We start from the raw sequence: 15886 nt of genomic DNA on the forward strand, positions 1-15886 counted from the left end.
GCGCCGCAGCGCGGCGGTTCAGGCGGCGCTGAACTGGCCTTCGATGCTCGCCTGGGCATCGGCCATCGCCTTGCCGCGGGCTTCGTCGCCATAGGCCAGGCCTTCGGCGGTGACCACGCTGACGTCGGTGATGCCCAGGAAGCCCAGCAGCAGCTTCAGGTAGTCGATGTGCGCGGCGCCCGACGCCTGGTTGGCGTGCAGGCCGCCGGCGGTAGATACCAGCACTACTTTTTTGCCGCCGCACAGGCCTTCGGGGCCGTTCTCGGTGTAGCGGAAGGTTTTGCCGGCCACGCAGATGCGGTCGATCCACGCCTTGAGCTGAGTCGGGATGGTGAAGTTGTACATCGGCGCGCCGATCACCAGTGCGTCGGCGGCGAGGAATTCTGCCAGGGCCGCGGCGTTGAGCTCGGCTTCGCTGCCGGTGCCTTGCAGGCTGGCGGCGGAGAAGTGGCCCAGGGCGTCTTGCGCCAGGTCGCGGTAAGTCACTTCAACACCCGGTTGCGAGGCCTTCCAGGTGTTGGCGACCAGGGCGGTCAACTGGCGCGATGCAGAGTGGTCACCGAGGATGCTCGAATCGATATGCAGCAGTTTCATGTGTGGCTCCTGGAAAGGGTGCGGTTCGTCAATGAGGCCATCCTACCCAAAGTGCCAATGGATGATTAGCGGGCGAAAATGCATTAGATTGTTCCACCAGTAGAACGATGGGGGCCGGCATGCGCGACCTGAATGACCTGTATTACTTCGCCAAGGTGGTCGAAGCCGGTGGCTTCGCCGCGGCCGGGCGCCAGTTGGGCGTGCCGAAGTCGCGGCTGTCGCGGCGCATCGCCGAGCTTGAGGAGCGCCTCAACGCGCGGCTGCTGCAGCGCACCACGCGCAAGCTGCAGCTGACCACGGTCGGCGAGCGCTACCTGCGCCACTGCCAGGCGATGCTGCTCGAAGCGGAAATGGCCGACGAAGTGGTGGCCAGCGTCAGCAGCGAGCCGCGCGGGCCGTTACGGGTCAGCTCGCCGGTGGGCCTGGCCACGCAGTTCCTGCCCGGCATGGTGCGCGACTTCATCGCCCGCTACCCGCTGGTGCAACTGGAGCTGATGCTGGTGAACCGCCGGGTCGACCTGATCAACGAAGGCATCGACGTCGCCCTGCGCGTGCGCGAGCCCGGCGATGAAGACCCGAACCTGGTCACCCGCCGCCTGCGCGAGGCGCGCACCGAGGTGGTGGCCTCGCCGGGCTTTGCCGCCGAGCACCCGATCCACCACCCCAAGGACCTCTACGCCCTGCCCTTTCTGAGCGCGCTGGACGCCGACCGGCTGGGCCGGATAAGGCTGTTCAACGAGGCCGGTGAGCGTTTTGAACTGGCGATGCCGGCGCGGCTGGGCATCGACGACTTTGAAGTGCGCAAAACTTCGGCGCTGGCCGGGCTGGGCTTTACCGTGCTGCCGATGATGCACTGCGAGGAAGAACTGGCCAACGGCAGCCTGGTGCGCCTGCTGCACGGCTGGGCCTGCCCCGGCGCCTGGCTGCAGGCGGTGTACCCGCACCGGCGCGGCGTATTGCCGGCGGTGCGGGCCTGGATCGACCACCTTAACCATGCCTTCAGCCGCTGTGAGGACCGCCCGCTATGACTCCCACACTGCGCAATGGCGGAGATATCAACGTCCGGATGTAGCCAGCATCGACATACATGATTAGTGGGCAGGTTCCACATGTCCTGATGAGGCAGCCTCAGCAATCGATTTTGTGAAGCATCTAAATTGCCCAGAGGCAGGGAAAACCTAGATCGCTGGAGTCAGATCGTTAGGAAACTAGCGAGAAGTCCCCGCTCAAAGCCGTTCGTCTGCGGCTCTGCCAGCGGCGGTGATAGGGCTCGATCAAACTGCAGACTCGCGCGCATCCAGACCAGACTGCTCCTCATCTGACCGTTTCCCCAAACGCCATCCCAAGTACCCACAGATCATTGCGCTCAGGGCACCGACTATTGCCACCAAACCAGCCCCCTGGCCTATCAAGTCCAGAGTGTTTTTCACCCAGCCGCTAGCGGCATCTCCAGCGCGATAAACCACGGTGTCGATGAAGTTTTTCGCTTTATATTTGCTCTCGGCGTCGAAAGGCACAAAGAGCATTTCACGTGCAGGCCTGATGAATGCGTACTCACCTATCCTGCGTACCACCATGAGCACCACGAGGAGGGCGAAGCTCGGAACGAGCGCCAGGCCAACAAAGCCTATGAACATCAACACCGGCACAATGGCCAACACCACCCGAACGCCTAACCTCTGAGCCAGTCGCCCTGTAACGAGCAGCTGAGATAGCAATGCACCCGACTGGACGACGAAGTCGATCATGCCAAATATGCGTATCTGCGCTTGCCGATCCGGGAAGAGCGTCGACACCAATCGTGCCTGCTCGAAGTAGAGGAATGTGCTCAAGGTAGACAGCAAAATGACGAACAGTGATATGCCGATCAAGTAGCGGGACGTCAAAACTCTGGTCAATCCACTAAAGGGGTTTCCAGGAATGGGGTCACGCGGATTCTCCGTGACACTGGCCCCCGTTCGGCCTGCACCACCGATGTCTCGCCATCGCATCAACGAACGCTTGACGACTAACGTTACAGCCAGCAGCAGGCCTGCAATCACCATCAGTCCTGCTTCGCCCAGGACACCCACCAACAGCGCACTGAGCGCAGGGCCGACAAGCCCTCCCACACTCGCTCCAGCAGCGATGACTGCGAACAAACGCTTGGCCTGCGCCCCATCAAAAACGTCGGCCATCAAACTCCAACCAACGGATATAACGAACAAGTTGTAAACCGAGATCCAGACGTAAAACGCACGCGCCGTCCATTGGCTTTCTCCGAGTAGCTCGAAGATCACTGCGAATGCCAGGAGGTTGGAACAAAAGAAGCCGTACGCCCAGTCAATAAAGTGCCGTCGCGGCACATGGGAGCTCAGCCAAGCGAATACGGGCACCGCCACGAGCATGGCCAGGAATGTCGCTGTAAAGAGCCATTGCAGGTTTTGAACACCAGCAGAAATCCCCATGGACTCTCTGATGGGTCGTAGCATGAAATAGCCTGCGAACAGGCAGAAGAAAAACACGAACCCCTGCAGCGCTGGTATCAGCTCGTGGCATCGAGCATTGATGCTTCGGCTTACACGAATCTGGATGGATTTGCCGCTCATGGGCACTCCTCAAGGCAGCAGAATTTAGACCTGACTGTCGGCATCGCAACGGCGGTTCGGAGGTTCTGGATCTGGCCATGGCCGGCAGGTAAAGCGTTTTGAAAATACGCATGCTTTACGTTGGCGTTTGAACCATGCGATTAACTGCGTAGAGACGGCCGTGGCATCAGGGGTATAACTTGCGCCCCTGACACCGGGAGTGCTGCTACTGAGGCAGCGCGTACGCCACTACGTAATCACCCTTCTGCGTCGTAGCCGAGTTGCCGCCTGCGCTGATGATCACGAATTGCCTGCCGGTCTTTGGCGAGACGTAGGTCATCGGGGTTGCCTCGGCGCCCACTGGCAGCCGCCCCTTCCAGAGCTCCTTGCCGGTACGGACATCGATAGCTCGGATATAGAAATCCTGAGAGGCCGCGATAAACACCAGGCCCGTAGACGTGGTGATTGGCCCTCCTCGGGTGGGCATCCCGATCGGCATAGGAAGGTGCGTAGCAATGCCCAACGGGCCGGTCTCTTCGGTTGTTCCCAATGGCGTCGACCATGCAACCTTTCGCGTCGCCAGATCGATAGCGCTAATGGTGCCGTAGGGCGGCTCTTGGCACGGAATACCCAGGGGTGACAGGAAGCGGCCTTGCTCGATACCCCACGGAGTGCCCGCCTGGGGCGCGTTACCTTCATGTCCACCGCCACTGAGGGATTTCTCGTCGTAGGCGGCGCGTGGAATCATGCGATTCCAGATTGCAACGCGGGTGTCATTAACGATTAGGTAGCCAAGGTTTTCCGCGACAGAAACCGACCCCCAATTCATGCCTCCCAACCAGCTTGGATACTGAATCGTCAGGCGCTCGCTGGGCGGCGTAAATTCACCCTCATAGCGTGCCTTCAGGAAATCTATGCGGCAGATCAACTGGTCGACCGGGGTCAGGCCCCACATGCGTTTTTCACTCAATGGCTCTGTGCCAATGGAGGGCATGCCCACTGAGTAAGGCTGGGTAGGCGAACTACGATCATCTGCCACTCCCCCCTGGGGAACCTGATGCTCTTCGACCTTGGCAATTGGCTTACCGGTGCGGCGATCAAGCATGAAAATCTGGCCACGCTTGGTCGTCTGGATCAGAGCTGGCAAGGTACCGCCCTGCCCATCCGGTACATCATAAAGGGCCGGTTGAGAGGGTACGTCATAGTCCCACCGATCGTGATGCACGGTCTGGAAGTGCCAGCGCTCTCGTCCCGTTGCGATGTCCAGCGCAACAATGGATGAGGAGTAACGATCATCAGCTTCAGAGCGTTCGCCGCCCCAGAAATCAGGCGTCGCGTTACCGGTGGGCAGATAGATCAGCCCCAGCGCGTCGTCAAAGGCAGGCGTCGACCAGACGTTGGGGGTACCCGGGGTATAACTTTGGCCTTCCGGAGGTTCGCGGGTAATTGCAGGGTTACCCAAGTCCCATGCCCAGACAAGCGCGCCTGTTTGAACGTTGAATGCGCGTACGACACCAGAAGGCTCACCGGTTTTCTGGTTGTCCCAAACCAGGCCACCGACTACCACAAGATCACGTACGACTGTGGGAGCCGCTGTTGGAAAATAGAGGTTTTTATCAGGACTTCCCATCCCGATCTGCAAGCTCACGCTTCCGTGATCACCAAAGTCGGCGCACGCCTCACCCGTTTGCGCATCGACGGCTATAAGGCGAGCGTCAACGGTTGTGGCAATGATCCGGCGTGTGCACGCAGCCACAGGCACCTGGCTGCTGGTGTCCTGCGCTTGAGCTGAAGCATCGTGATAACCCACACCTCGGCAACGCGGATAGACATTATTGGGTTGAGCCTTGGGATCGTGGTGCCAGATCTCCTTACCAGTATCGTCATCCAGGGCAAACAATTGGCTGGACTGGGTACAGCCGTACAGCACTCCATTGACGTGCAGCGGTGTCACCACGTGACCTTCGTTGCTGCCCTTAGGGATTTCCCCCGTCCGGTATGTCCAGGCAACCTTGAGATCGGAAACGTTCCGCGGGGTGATCTTGTCCAGCACAGCATGTCGGGTACCCGATGGCGTATGTCCGAAATAGCGCCAATCTGTAGCGGGCTCAACCGTCCCGACCGCTTTGCCAGCGATTGGACTCGGTGCTCCGTCAGCAGTTTGGATAGGCTGAGGTTGCAGCGCCGCATAAAACGTCACCGCAAGCCCCAGAGCCACAACGAAAGCGCCTACGAAGGAAATTTTGGCGCCCGCCGCTTTGCGGCTGGCGAGAAGCGAAGGTATTGCGAGCAGCACCAAAACGGCCAGCACCGCCAACGCTACCAATCGGGAGAACAGCGGCCAGAATGCCAGGCCAACGTCCCACACAGACCATGCGAGGGAGGCAATGAAGACAGCGAGATACAGGAGTGCACCGGGCAAGCGGCGGCGTGCGAGGAGCACGCCCGCAATAATCATCCCCAGGCCAGCTAATGCAAAGTACCAAGAGCCGCCCAGACTTATCAGATAGCCTCCACCGAACAGCATGAAGAGCCCAGGAAGCAGGGTGAGAATCCCGAGGGCAATAAGTAGCCCCCGGACTGTCCGAGTTGGATTTTTTTCCGGCATGGATCAGTTCCTTGATGCTTTATTAGGCGGCGGTGGTCTTCGTACCCGCCTGGGGTGCGCGCAGAACGAGAGAGCCCTGCAGGGTCAACGCATGATGAAACCGCCATCCACCGAAATGGATTGGCCGGTCACATAGCTGGAGGAAGTGCTGCTCAACCAAAGCACTGCATCCGCAATTTCTTCGGGCTGGCCATGACGCCCCATCGGGACTGCTTTAATCATGCCTTCGAGCGCTTCACCCTGCCCGGCGGCAACCATCTGATCGGCCATCGGAGTCCAGATAAGCCCTGGGCACACAGCGTTGACCCGGATGTTCTGGGCGGCATATTCAAGCGCAGCACTTTTGGTCAACCCGATCACGCCGTGTTTGGCTGCGTGGTAGTTTGCGCGTTGTGCACCACCGACAAGGCCACCCAGCGATGAGCAGTTGACGATGGTGCCACTGCCCTGGCGACGCATGTATTCGAGTTCAAACTTCATGCAAGCCCAGACACCACGAAGGTTGACGGACATGACCCGGTCATAATCCTCGACGGTGGCATCGGCGATTTCGGCCAGGACGTTTTGGATACCTGCGTTGTTGAAGGCGGCGTCCAAACGCCCAAATGCCGCTACCGTCTCATTGACCATTGCCTCCACCTGACCAATGTCAGAAACATCACAGCGAAGGCCAATCGCCTTATGACCAGCAGCAACCAGAGCCTCGGCTTGGGCCTGAGCGGCTTCACCGTTGACGTCCACAATGGCAACAGCTGCACCAGCCTTTGCAAATGCCTGGGCAGTCGCCAAACCAATGCCGGAGGCTGCGCCGGTGATCAATGCAACTTTGTTCTCAAACGAAAAGCTCATCTCAGTATCCTCAATTTCAAAGGTGATCAGTTTTTATGCGTTGTCCGCAGCACGCACGCTGCGCTGAGCAGGCAGCCGAGACTGCAAACTCCCACCACGAGGCCCATGGGCCACGGGGTACCGTTTGCAAATTTGGCGACTAGCGCCGCCCCCAGCATTCCTGCGCCATACTGCAAGGCACCGGAAAGTGCCGATGCAGTACCGGCAAACTTGGGTAGGCAGTTCAGCGCCCCGGTAAGGGCATTTGCCAGGACAAAGCCGGTCGCAGTGACGAATACGAAGCACCCAGCGATAAGCAACGGCAACCCGCCCCAGTCCTTCCACGTCGCGATCGCGATAACGCTCCCGGCAACGGCAGAAAGAAGCCCACCGGCCATCAAAAGCTGGTCAATGTCGTACCGGTTGAGCAATCGCGCATTAAGCTGGTTCGTCACCATGAGCCCCACAACCCCAGCGCCGAACAGCGCTCCATACCACTGCGGATCAACATGGTGATAAGCGATGTAAGCGAAGGGTGAACCCGCGATGTAGGCGAAAGTACCTGCGTAGAAAAAACCGCCTGTGGCGATGTAGGCCAAGAACTTTGGCGTTCGCAACAGCACTCCATAGCGGTGAGCAATGTCTCTCATTGACGTTGGGCTACGCTGCTCGGGGGGCAAGGTTTCAGGCAGCAGCATCAGGCTGGCGAGCGTTAACGACCCAAAGAGCACCAGTGTCCAGAAGATTGCTTGCCACGAAAACAGATGCAGGATCTGGCCGCCCACGGTGGGGCCCGCCAGCGGCGCAACTGCCATGATAGTCATCAACGTCGACATCTTTTGCGCGGCATGTCGACCCTCGTAAAGATCTCGCACCATTGCCCGGGCAAGAACCACGTTAGCGCAAGCGCCTAAGGCTTGAACGACACGCCAGCAGACCATTGCCGTACCGGTCGTTGCCAGGGCACAGCCGGCTGCACCGGCGATAAACAACAGGCACCCAATCGCTATCGGCAGTCGCCGTCCAAATCGATCGCTGAACGGCCCCCAAAACAATTGCCCACCGCTGAACCCTGCGAGGTATCCACTCACGGTCAGTGCCAATACCCCATCGCTGGCATGCAGAGATGTCGCCATTATGGGCATAGCGGGCAAGTACAAATCAGTGGAGACCGACGCGAATGCCAATAGAGCGCTGAGGATCAGAAGGATACGCAAACCATGTTGTGGCTGATCCCCCATCCCCGGTTTTTCTTGGGCATCACGTTCGGCGCTAGCAACTCCGATCTGGTTCACTGCGTGCTGCCCTTGGGCAGTATGCGAACAGTTGCGGCTCGAGATCGCTCACTGATCATGGGGGCCAAGTAACTACTAGAGCTGTACTTGGCTCGGTAGGCATCGTCTATTTGATCGTTGATTCCACCATTCACTGGCTCGAAGCTGACGTCAAAGGTTTTCCCGGCAGCGATAATTCTTCCTGCCTTTTGCTTAAGTGCAGCCTGGTACCAGCGAGACTTGGTGCCATTATACGCACGAACGTACAGATCCCCCCCCACCTGTACACACCAGATAAAGGTCGGCGTACCGTAGTTCACCATGTCTTCACGGAAAACAGAGATATGCAAATCGTCAGCTTTGACGATGGCATCGAGCTCATCCTGATCCCACTTCATAGTTGTCCCCTTTTGCTCCTGCCCTATCGCGGCGTCGGCAGCAGTGGCGTTAACGCTCACACCACCAAAAAAGACCAAAGCAGCAAGCGCTGCGCTGGGTAAACCTCGTGCGTTCATATTCAAATCCTCTCCGGGCATGAAGGTCAGTGATCGCTGAATACGTCGGAATGTTCATGTGCCACCAAGCTAATGAACACGAGAGGCTCTGAGTACCCGGCTAATGCTGGATGCTCTACTGAGTGACGCTCATCAATTGCTGAGGTCGAAGGGATATAAGGGCCAGGGGCAACGATAGGCACGTGCAGCTGGATTAATGAGCCGCTCTCATCTGATCATGTTGAATTCAGCGGGTAGTCCAAGAAAAGTTTCTCATTTAGCGTGATAGCTCAACCGCCCATGAGCAGGAGCTAACTAATGAGAGCACTCATCAAGACTTCTATGATGGCTGCAATATTCGGCACCGCTGTGTCCGCGCACAGTGCGGACATCCCAAGAGATCAGGCTATGGCTATAAGCCGAAATGGCGAGCAATCGTCGATCATGGGTGCTCCTGCCAACTTTGTTGGGAACGCCCGCATTGACCCGCTATTCGCAGCGCGCGCGCCCTCGACCGTCTCTGCTGGCGCCGTTACCTTTCAGCCAGCGGCCCGTTCGGCCTGGCATACCCATCCGAAAGGCCAGACCTTGATCGTCACTTCGGGTACCGGTTGGGTACAGCAAGTGGGCGGTGAGAAAATTGTTATCAAGCCAGGGGACGTCATCTGGACGCCGCCTGGTGTGAAGCACTGGCATGGCGCTACAGCCACCACGGGGATGACTCACATTGCGATCCAGGAAGCTATCGACGGAAAGAATGTCGAGTGGATGGAGCCGGTCAGTGAAGCGCAATACGAGGCTGCTCGATGAGTCTCGCGAAGGCGGGTATCGCCTGCTTCACCCTTCTGCTGGCTGCTTGCTCGACGAGCCGAGCGCCTGACGAGAGCTCACCTCCAGTCCCAACGCTGGACGACATGCGTGCGGTATCTCCGGCTCTGGCGCATAACACCGAGTCCACTCTGCTGGGGGAAGTGTGGAAACGACCAGGCCTGTCACCACGCGATCGCAGTCTGGTCACGCTGGCCGTCCTTATTTCCAAGCAGCAAACGGTGGAACTCGCATTCCACCTGAACCTGGCTCTGGATAACGGCGTCAAGCCTTCGGAGATTTCCGAAGCCATCAACCACCTTGCGTATTACACCGGGTGGGGCAATGCGACCGCGACGATCCTGATCACCAAAGGCGTGTTTGCGAAGCGCGGTATCACGCCGGATCAATTGCCGCCTGTTTCACCTCCCCTGCTCCCTATCGACCAGGCATCCGAGAAAGTGCGCACGGCGTATGTCGACAAGAACGTCGGCCCCGTTTCGCCAGGGCTGGTTCACTACACCAGCGCTTCGCTGTTCCACGACTTGTGGCTGCGCCCGGGGCTGGCACCGCGTGATCGAAGCATGATCACCGTCAGTGCGTTGATCGCCACGGGACAGGTCGCTCAACTCGCCGCTCACCTTAATCGCGCCATGGACAACGGACTGACTCAGGCACAAGCCTCGGAAATGTTGACCCAACTAGCGTTCTACACCGGCTGGCCCAATGTGTTTACCGCCGTGCCGGTCGTCAACGAAGTATTCATCAGCCGACAGAAATCCTGAGGAGAACGCAAGGATGAGTGACGAAAGCAAAACCGGCCAGGGGCCTGCCACCATTGGCCGCCGCAAGATCATGCTGGCAGGAGCCAGCCTCGCCGCCGCCCCGTTGTTTGCAGGCGCCGGCAGCGCAGCGGCCGCCACCGCTGAACCGGCACCTCTTAAAGGCCCATTCACAGTGCGAGCCTACGCCACCAAAGGTGCCAAGTCGGGCTTCGCTCCCATGCAGATCCAGCGCAGAGCCGTAGGGCCCAAAGACATATTGATCGACATCGAGTACGCCGGGATCTGCCATTCGGACATTCACACCGCGCGCAGCGAGTGGTCGGAGACACCCTATCCCTGCGTGCCTGGGCACGAAATCGTTGGCAAGGTTACAGCGATTGGCAATCAGGTGACCCAATTCAAGATTGGCGACTATGCCGGTGTGGGCTGTATGGTCGACTCCTGCGGTGAATGCGAGAACTGTCTGGCGGATCGGGAGCAGAACTGCCTCAAAGGCACCACTTTCACCTATGCCTCGCCTGACAAGGTGATGGGCGGCATGACCTACGGCGGCTATTCCGAGCGGATCGTGGTCAAGGAGCACTTCGCCATTCGAATGCCGGCGGGTGCGAACCTCGCGGCCATGACACCGCTACTCTGTGCGGGTGTCACGACGTTCTCGCCAATGCAGCATTGGCAGCTCAAGCCTGGACAACGAGTGGGAGTCATCGGCATGGGCGGGCTGGGCCATGTGGCAGTGAAGCTGGGTGTAGCTCGGCGCGCGGAAGTTACCGTCTTCACAACGACATCCAGCAAGCTCGAAGACGCTAAGCGGATGGGCGCCCATGAGGCGGTACTGTGGAGCGACAAAGCGGCTTTCGCACGTCTGGCCAACCACTTCGATCTGATCATTTCGACGGTGCCGGAATCCTACCCGATGCAGCAGTTCGTCGATCTGCTGAAGCTCGATGCAACCTTCGTCAACGTGGGGGCACTCGGAAAACTCGAAGGCCTCGACGGCATGCTCATGGCATTTGGACGCAAATCCTTTGCGGGTTCATTGATCGGCGGGATTGCTGAAACCCAGGAAGTCATTGACTACTGCGCCGCCCGGAATATCACCGCCGATATCGAGATGATCAAGCCGGAACAGATCGATAAAGCGTATGAGCGGGTCATCGGCAAGGACGTACGGTACCGCTTCGTGATCGACTTCGCCTCTGCCCGCAAGGCATAACAAATACGGGTATCCACCAAGCTCCGATTCAGGGCATTTTTCGCAGCGCCGACCACTGCACCCCTCATCTGGTTGATGGGTGCAGTGGTAAATTACAATAGTCCTTATGAGCAGCCGAGGCCTGGTATCAGATCACCTAAGCTGCTGATCACCAGGCATAGGCCTGCGGGGCTTCACCTTGAGTCGGCCAAATCTCGTCCAGGCGTTCAAGAGTACTGGCCGAGAGTTCTACCTTCAGCGCCTGCAGGTTATCCTTCAGCTGTGCCACCGTCCTGGGCCCAATGATAGGCGCGGTGACCGCCGGTTGGTGAAGCAGCCAAGCCAGTGCAACATCGGCAGGTGACTCGCCAAGCTCAGCGCACAATGCCTCGTATTTTTCCAATTGTGGGCGCAAGCGCTCGATCTGATTGGCGACCTTTGGCTTTGCACGCCGGCCCTCGGTGATTTTTTGCAAAGCACCACCCAACAGGCCACCTCCCAGAGGGCTCCACGGCACTACTCCCAGCCCGAGATACCGGCAGGCTGGAATGACCTCTTGCTCGATTGCACGATTTGAGAGGTTGTAGATGCTCTGCTCTGAGACCAGGCCCATGAAGGAACGGCTGGCCGCTGCTGCCTGCGCGGTGGCGATGTCCCAGCCTGCAAAATTACTGCTGCCAACATAGATGACTTTGCCCTGTTGAACGAGCAACTCCATGGCCTGCCAAATCTCCTCCCAGGGGGTGTTACGGTCGATGTGGTGCATCTGGTAGAGATCAATATGATCAGTCTTCAGCCTGCGCAGGCTTTCCTCACACGCCTTCCGGATACGGTAAGCCGAGAGACGCCGATCATTCGGGCCAAGCTCCATCGGCTGATAGACCTTAGTGGCCAGCACAATCCGATCACGACGGCCACCTTGAGCAAGCCAGCGGCCGATGTACTCTTCTGAAATCCCATACCCTTTGGCCATATCCGGGGAATTAGGGCCCCCATAAACGTCTGCAGTATCGAAGTAATTGATGCCCGCATCGAGTGCTTCATCCATGATGTTGAAGCTCGTGGTCTCATCTGTGAGCTCACCAAAGTTCATGCTGCCTAGGCACAGCCTGCTGACTTTAAGTCCCGACCGACCAAGATGCTTGTATTCCATATCTACCTCGTGACTAAAGAGTGTTTTCCCGCACACGCCAAATTGGCTGTACCGAGCCCATTAGTTAGTACCTACGGGGGTTGCCAGCGATTCATGAGATCCGCTCACTGCTGCTCGCGCTTTACGGGATGAATAGCTATTTGATCGCCACACCTTCATATAGGCGGCGACCAGTGGCTATTCGCCGAGAGGATGGATTTCTCGAATGAGATCTATCAGCAACCGCAGCCCCGTTGGCACCTGCCGGTGACTGGAAAAATACATATGGTAGCCAGGCGCGACGCTAGCCCAGTCATCTAGGACGGTGACGACTTCACCGCAATCGATCAAGGGTTGCATGGCGGGCTCAGGGGCATACATCAGACCTGCGCCATTACGCACCAAAGCCAGCCCCACACGCGTTTCATCGATCGTGATCGCTCCGGGCACGGCAATCGCGAGCCTCTGCTTACCTTTTTCAAATTCCCAGTCGTACATTGCGCCGCTGCCCAGGCGAATACGCAAGCAGCGATGGTTATGCAAATCATTGGGGTGCTTGGGGATACCGAAACTCTTGAGGTAATCGGGCGTTCCGGCAACGACCCATCGAATGTCCGGCGATAAACGCTGGGCAACCATGTCTTCAGGAACTGTCCCACCGTAACGTATACCTGCGTCGTGGCCTCCACCGATCACGTCGACGATCAGGTTTGTTACGGTCAGGTCTATCTGAATCTCCGGATAGCGCTCTGTGAATATCGGGAGCACAGGGCCAAGCAAGAGCTCAGCGGCGTCACTCAGGATATTTAATCGAATGCGACCTGTCGGCTCGTCGCGAAACTTGTTCAGGATCTCCATGGCTCCGTCGATTTCCTGCATCGGCGCGCTAATCACCTGATGCAACCTCTCGCCGGCGTCGGTTAACGTCACACTCCTGGTTGTGCGATTGAGTAACCGTACGCCAAGCCTGATCTCTAGGCCTTTGATCGCATGGCTCAGTGCGGACGCACTGATTCCGACTTCCTGGCTCGCTCGGCTGAAACTTTGGTGCCGCGCAATGGCGAGGAAATAAACAAAATCAGCGAGATTCGCACGGCTAATGCTCATGGAATATCCTTGGCGATCGGGTTGTCGGCGACCAGGATAGGACGCTTCGTAAGGGAATTTTACTTACCCAGGGTCAGGATATTAATGAGTATCCCTCATTACAAGATCGCATAATCCTCAGTAGTACTTATCCGCTTGCCGCACCCGGACAATCGGGCGCATTGATGTGGGCTTCAGCTGGCTACCCTTTAAATCGCACAGCCTCCAAATGTGAATTGCTCTTCGCTAGGCGGATTGGTCGGTTTACCAGGTCGCACTGCCTACCACGGAACCAAGCACGGTGTGCTCGGAATCACCAAATGCGCAGCCTTGGAGTTTGCAACCAAGAACATCCGGGTTAACGCCGTTTGCCCTGGCACGTTCGATACACCCATGGTTGAGGGTATTGATCAGGACTCCATTACCGAGTTTATGCGCAGCCAGCCTATTGGCAGGATGGGACGCCCCGAAGAACTGGCAGCAGCCGTACTGTGGCTGTCCAGTTCCGCCGCCAGTTTCGTGATTGGAGCGGCGCTCTGCGTGGACGGTGGGTTCACCACCCATTAAGCAACAGCGCTACCGTCGACAGCATCAAGGCGCTATGCGCGTGCCTCGTCATGGGAACTGATGAGGCCTGCTAACAAGTGCATCAACAATTGCCCTTCTTATCACCCAGCCCTACGGCCGGTAACTTCACAACTCGAATTTGAAGACGCCATACAAGGGTTATGACTATGCTTGCTGCTGTTCTGCACGGGCCAAGAGACATCCGTTACGAGGAGGTTTCCGAGCCACGGATAATTGAGCCCACCGATGCGATCATTCGCGTCTCAGCCGCGTGCGTATGTGGCTCCGATCTGTGGCCTTATCGAGGCATCCAAGCCATCACCGAACCTATGCCCATGGGGCACGAGTATTGCGGCGTAGTTGAGCAGGTTGGCGGCGCAGTAACTTCCGTCAAACCAGGGCAATTCGTCATCGGGTCGTTTTTCGCTTCCGATAACACCTGCCCGGTTTGCGAGCATGGCTACCAATCATCCTGCAACAGCGCTGAGTTCGTGGGCGGAGCACAAGCCCCAAGGATGAGGGTTCCACTCGCCGACGGAACATTGGTGGCGACACTGGGCATGCCGCCTCCCGAAATGATTCCAAGCCTGCTGACAACCTCGGATGTCTTGGGTACCGGCTGGTTCGCTGCGAAGGCCGCTAACGTTGTGCCGGGCGCGACCGTGGTAGTGGTGGGTGACGGTGCTGTAGGGCTACTCGGCGTGCTGTCGGCCAAACAGATGGGCGCCAAACGCATCATCGCCATGAGTCGGCATGAGTCCCGACAGAAGCTCGCGCTTGAATTCGGGGCCACCGATATCGTCGTTGAACGAGGTGATGAAGGTGTCGCGAGTATCCTCCAACTCACCGATGGGTTGGGCGCAGACTCCGTTCTAGAATGCGTTGGGACACACGAGTCGATGATGCAAGCGATTAAATCCGCACGCCAAGGCGGTCACGTCGGTTACGTCGGAGTACCTCACGGTGTGACGCTCAATGCCGAAGAACTGTTCTTCGAACATGTGCACCTGCATGGCGGGCCAGCGCCAGTTCGACAGTTCTTGCCGGAACTGATCGATCTCGTCTGGAGCGGCAAGATCAACCCCGGAAAAGTCTTCGACCTAACCCTACCGCTCGATCAAGTAGAAGAAGGCTACAAAGCCATGGATGAGCGCCGAGCGATCAAAGCATTGCTCATCCCCTGACCAACCTTAATGGGCTGTGAGACGCGCGTCATCGGCAGCCGGAATAGCCGCCGTTTACGCTGTTTTCTTGCAAAGGTGCAGTGGCAATCCCCGAGACTTGGTCAGTAAAAGGCCAGCAGCAGCAAGCGCCTCATCTCAGTACCCTTGATATGGTTGACCTTTCAGGGGAGTGCGCGCGAGTATTTCTGGCCCCCCACTTCAGATACTCCGAGACACTGGAGCATTCGATGATGCACTGCGAGGAAGAACTGGCCAACGGCAGCCTGGTGCGCCTGCTGCACGGCTGGGCCTGCCCCGGCGCCTGGCTGCAGGCGGTGTACCCGCACCGGCGCGGCGTATTGCCGGCGGTGCGGGCCTGGATCGACCACCTTAACCATGCCTTCAGCCGCTGTGAGGACCGCCCGCTATGACCCTCGATGAAGTGGCCGCCTACTGCCTGAGCCTGCCCGGCGCCCGCGAAGACTACAAATGGGGCGGCGTGCGGGTGTTTTCCGTGGCCGGCAACAAGATGTTCGCCGTGGCTGAACTCAGCGGCAGCACCAGCCTGGCGTTCAAGGTCGAGGCAGAGCTGTTCCTGGGCTACTGCGACCGCCCCGGGTTTCGCCCGGCGCCTTACCTGGCGCGGGCGAAATGGGTGAGCCTGGAGGGCCCCGCGGTGGTGGCGGCCGAGGAATTACAGGATTTGCTCCGGCGCTCGCACCAGTTGGTGGTGGCCAAGCTGCCCAAGCGGGCGCGGGTGGGGTTGCTGCTGGATTAAGGCCCGCT

Annotated in this window: 15 protein-coding genes and 1 pseudogene; 8 read left to right on the forward strand and 8 right to left on the reverse strand. The window is 58.4% G+C overall.

The window, feature by feature from the left end; all coding sequences use genetic code 11:
- Positions 1-18: 18 nt before the first annotated feature.
- Complete coding sequence (locus tag ACFZCE_RS17415; protein ID WP_390941213.1) at positions 19-594, reverse strand: NAD(P)H-dependent oxidoreductase; 576 nt, start codon at positions 592-594, stop codon at positions 19-21.
- A 119-nt stretch (positions 595-713) separates the two neighbouring features.
- On the opposite strand from ACFZCE_RS17415, the gene ACFZCE_RS17420 reads away from it, so the two are divergent.
- Positions 714-1622 (forward strand): LysR substrate-binding domain-containing protein, encoded by a 909-nt coding sequence (locus ACFZCE_RS17420; RefSeq protein WP_390941215.1) that lies wholly within the window; start codon positions 714-716, stop codon positions 1620-1622.
- Between the two features lie 246 nt (positions 1623-1868).
- Here ACFZCE_RS17420 and ACFZCE_RS17425 read toward each other — a convergent pair whose 3' ends face one another.
- The 5 genes from ACFZCE_RS17425 to ACFZCE_RS17445 form a co-directional block, all read right to left on the reverse strand.
- A complete protein-coding gene (locus ACFZCE_RS17425) occupies positions 1869-3182 on the reverse strand; it encodes an MFS transporter (protein ID WP_390941217.1) in 1314 nt (437 codons plus the stop codon).
- Between the two features lie 205 nt (positions 3183-3387).
- The gene (locus ACFZCE_RS17430) at positions 3388-5769 is read right to left on the reverse strand and encodes a membrane-bound PQQ-dependent dehydrogenase, glucose/quinate/shikimate family (protein ID WP_390941219.1); all 2382 of its coding nucleotides are present in this window, start codon (positions 5767-5769) and stop codon (positions 3388-3390) included.
- Between the two features lie 84 nt (positions 5770-5853).
- Positions 5854-6618 carry a glucose 1-dehydrogenase gene (locus ACFZCE_RS17435; RefSeq protein ID WP_390941221.1) on the reverse strand — a complete coding sequence of 255 codons (765 nt, stop codon included), beginning with the start codon at positions 6616-6618 and terminating at the stop codon, positions 5854-5856.
- Between the two features lie 26 nt (positions 6619-6644).
- Complete coding sequence (locus tag ACFZCE_RS17440; protein WP_390941223.1) at positions 6645-7892, reverse strand: Bcr/CflA family efflux MFS transporter; 1248 nt, start codon at positions 7890-7892, stop codon at positions 6645-6647.
- On the reverse strand, positions 7889-8386 hold the full coding sequence (locus ACFZCE_RS17445) for a DUF2255 family protein (protein ID WP_390941225.1): 498 nt from the start codon (positions 8384-8386) through the stop codon (positions 7889-7891). The genes ACFZCE_RS17440 and ACFZCE_RS17445 overlap by 4 nt, the downstream gene beginning before the upstream one ends.
- Positions 8387-8683: 297 nt before the next feature.
- On the opposite strand from ACFZCE_RS17445, the gene ACFZCE_RS17450 reads away from it, so the two are divergent.
- From ACFZCE_RS17450 to ACFZCE_RS17460, 3 genes are read left to right on the forward strand one after another with little or no spacing between them, the layout of a single operon-like run.
- Positions 8684-9175, forward strand: a complete 492-nt coding sequence (locus ACFZCE_RS17450) for a cupin domain-containing protein (RefSeq protein ID WP_390941227.1) — start codon at positions 8684-8686, stop codon at positions 9173-9175.
- The gene (locus ACFZCE_RS17455; RefSeq protein ID WP_390941229.1) at positions 9172-9957 is read left to right on the forward strand and encodes a carboxymuconolactone decarboxylase family protein; all 786 of its coding nucleotides are present in this window, start codon (positions 9172-9174) and stop codon (positions 9955-9957) included. The genes ACFZCE_RS17450 and ACFZCE_RS17455 overlap by 4 nt, the downstream gene beginning before the upstream one ends.
- 13 nt (positions 9958-9970) lie before the next feature.
- Positions 9971-11173 (forward strand): alcohol dehydrogenase catalytic domain-containing protein, encoded by a 1203-nt coding sequence (locus ACFZCE_RS17460; RefSeq protein ID WP_390941231.1) that lies wholly within the window; start codon positions 9971-9973, stop codon positions 11171-11173.
- A gap of 148 nt (positions 11174-11321) precedes the next feature.
- On the opposite strand, the gene ACFZCE_RS17465 is transcribed toward ACFZCE_RS17460, so the two are convergent.
- Positions 11322-12305 (reverse strand): aldo/keto reductase, encoded by a 984-nt coding sequence (locus tag ACFZCE_RS17465; RefSeq protein WP_390941233.1) that lies wholly within the window; start codon positions 12303-12305, stop codon positions 11322-11324.
- Positions 12306-12482: 177 nt separating this feature from the next.
- A complete protein-coding gene (locus ACFZCE_RS17470; protein ID WP_390941235.1) occupies positions 12483-13391 on the reverse strand; it encodes a LysR substrate-binding domain-containing protein in 909 nt (302 codons plus the stop codon).
- Between the two features lie 210 nt (positions 13392-13601).
- Here ACFZCE_RS17470 and ACFZCE_RS17475 point away from each other — a divergent pair, with 210 nt between their 5' ends.
- The 4 genes and pseudogenes from ACFZCE_RS17475 to ACFZCE_RS17490 all read left to right on the forward strand — a co-directional run bounded on the left by ACFZCE_RS17475 (position 13602) and on the right by ACFZCE_RS17490 (position 15878).
- Positions 13602-13937: an SDR family oxidoreductase gene (locus ACFZCE_RS17475; protein ID WP_390941237.1), complete on the forward strand. Its 336-nt coding sequence runs from the start codon at positions 13602-13604 to the stop codon at positions 13935-13937.
- Between the two features lie 167 nt (positions 13938-14104).
- A complete protein-coding gene (locus ACFZCE_RS17480) occupies positions 14105-15121 on the forward strand; it encodes a zinc-binding dehydrogenase (RefSeq protein WP_390941238.1) in 1017 nt (338 codons plus the stop codon).
- Between the two features lie 227 nt (positions 15122-15348).
- Positions 15349-15531 (forward strand): annotated as a pseudogene (locus ACFZCE_RS17485) (LysR family transcriptional regulator); the annotation flags it as partial.
- Positions 15528-15878: an MmcQ/YjbR family DNA-binding protein gene (locus ACFZCE_RS17490; RefSeq protein WP_390941240.1), complete on the forward strand. Its 351-nt coding sequence runs from the start codon at positions 15528-15530 to the stop codon at positions 15876-15878. The pseudogene ACFZCE_RS17485 and the gene ACFZCE_RS17490, both read left to right, overlap by 4 nt.
- Positions 15879-15886 lie beyond the last annotated feature (8 nt).

Origin of the sequence: Pseudomonas sp. NPDC007930 (assembly GCF_042958985.1) — a bacterium.
In the GTDB taxonomy this organism is placed as follows: Bacteria; Pseudomonadota; Gammaproteobacteria; order Pseudomonadales; family Pseudomonadaceae; genus Aquipseudomonas.

Excerpts from the sequence above, each read along its gene's own strand:
- ACFZCE_RS17470 (WP_390941235.1), bottom strand. The coding sequence starts at position 13,391 with ATGAGCATTAGCCGTGCGAATCTCGCTGATTTTGTTTATTTCCTCGCC.
- ACFZCE_RS17460 (WP_390941231.1), top strand. The coding sequence starts at position 9,971 with ATGAGTGACGAAAGCAAAACCGGCCAGGGGCCTGCCACCATTGGCCGC.
- ACFZCE_RS17455 (WP_390941229.1), top strand. The coding sequence starts at position 9,172 with ATGAGTCTCGCGAAGGCGGGTATCGCCTGCTTCACCCTTCTGCTGGCT.
- ACFZCE_RS17430 (WP_390941219.1), bottom strand. The coding sequence starts at position 5,769 with ATGCCGGAAAAAAATCCAACTCGGACAGTCCGGGGGCTACTTATTGCC.
- ACFZCE_RS17420 (WP_390941215.1), top strand. The coding sequence starts at position 714 with ATGCGCGACCTGAATGACCTGTATTACTTCGCCAAGGTGGTCGAAGCC.
- ACFZCE_RS17480 (WP_390941238.1), top strand. The coding sequence starts at position 14,105 with ATGCTTGCTGCTGTTCTGCACGGGCCAAGAGACATCCGTTACGAGGAG.
- ACFZCE_RS17435 (WP_390941221.1), bottom strand. The coding sequence starts at position 6,618 with ATGAGCTTTTCGTTTGAGAACAAAGTTGCATTGATCACCGGCGCAGCC.
- ACFZCE_RS17465 (WP_390941233.1), bottom strand. The coding sequence starts at position 12,305 with ATGGAATACAAGCATCTTGGTCGGTCGGGACTTAAAGTCAGCAGGCTG.
- ACFZCE_RS17490 (WP_390941240.1), top strand. The coding sequence starts at position 15,528 with ATGACCCTCGATGAAGTGGCCGCCTACTGCCTGAGCCTGCCCGGCGCC.
- ACFZCE_RS17445 (WP_390941225.1), bottom strand. The coding sequence starts at position 8,386 with ATGAACGCACGAGGTTTACCCAGCGCAGCGCTTGCTGCTTTGGTCTTT.
- ACFZCE_RS17415 (WP_390941213.1), bottom strand. The coding sequence starts at position 594 with ATGAAACTGCTGCATATCGATTCGAGCATCCTCGGTGACCACTCTGCA.
- ACFZCE_RS17425 (WP_390941217.1), bottom strand. The coding sequence starts at position 3,182 with ATGAGCGGCAAATCCATCCAGATTCGTGTAAGCCGAAGCATCAATGCT.
- ACFZCE_RS17450 (WP_390941227.1), top strand. The coding sequence starts at position 8,684 with ATGAGAGCACTCATCAAGACTTCTATGATGGCTGCAATATTCGGCACC.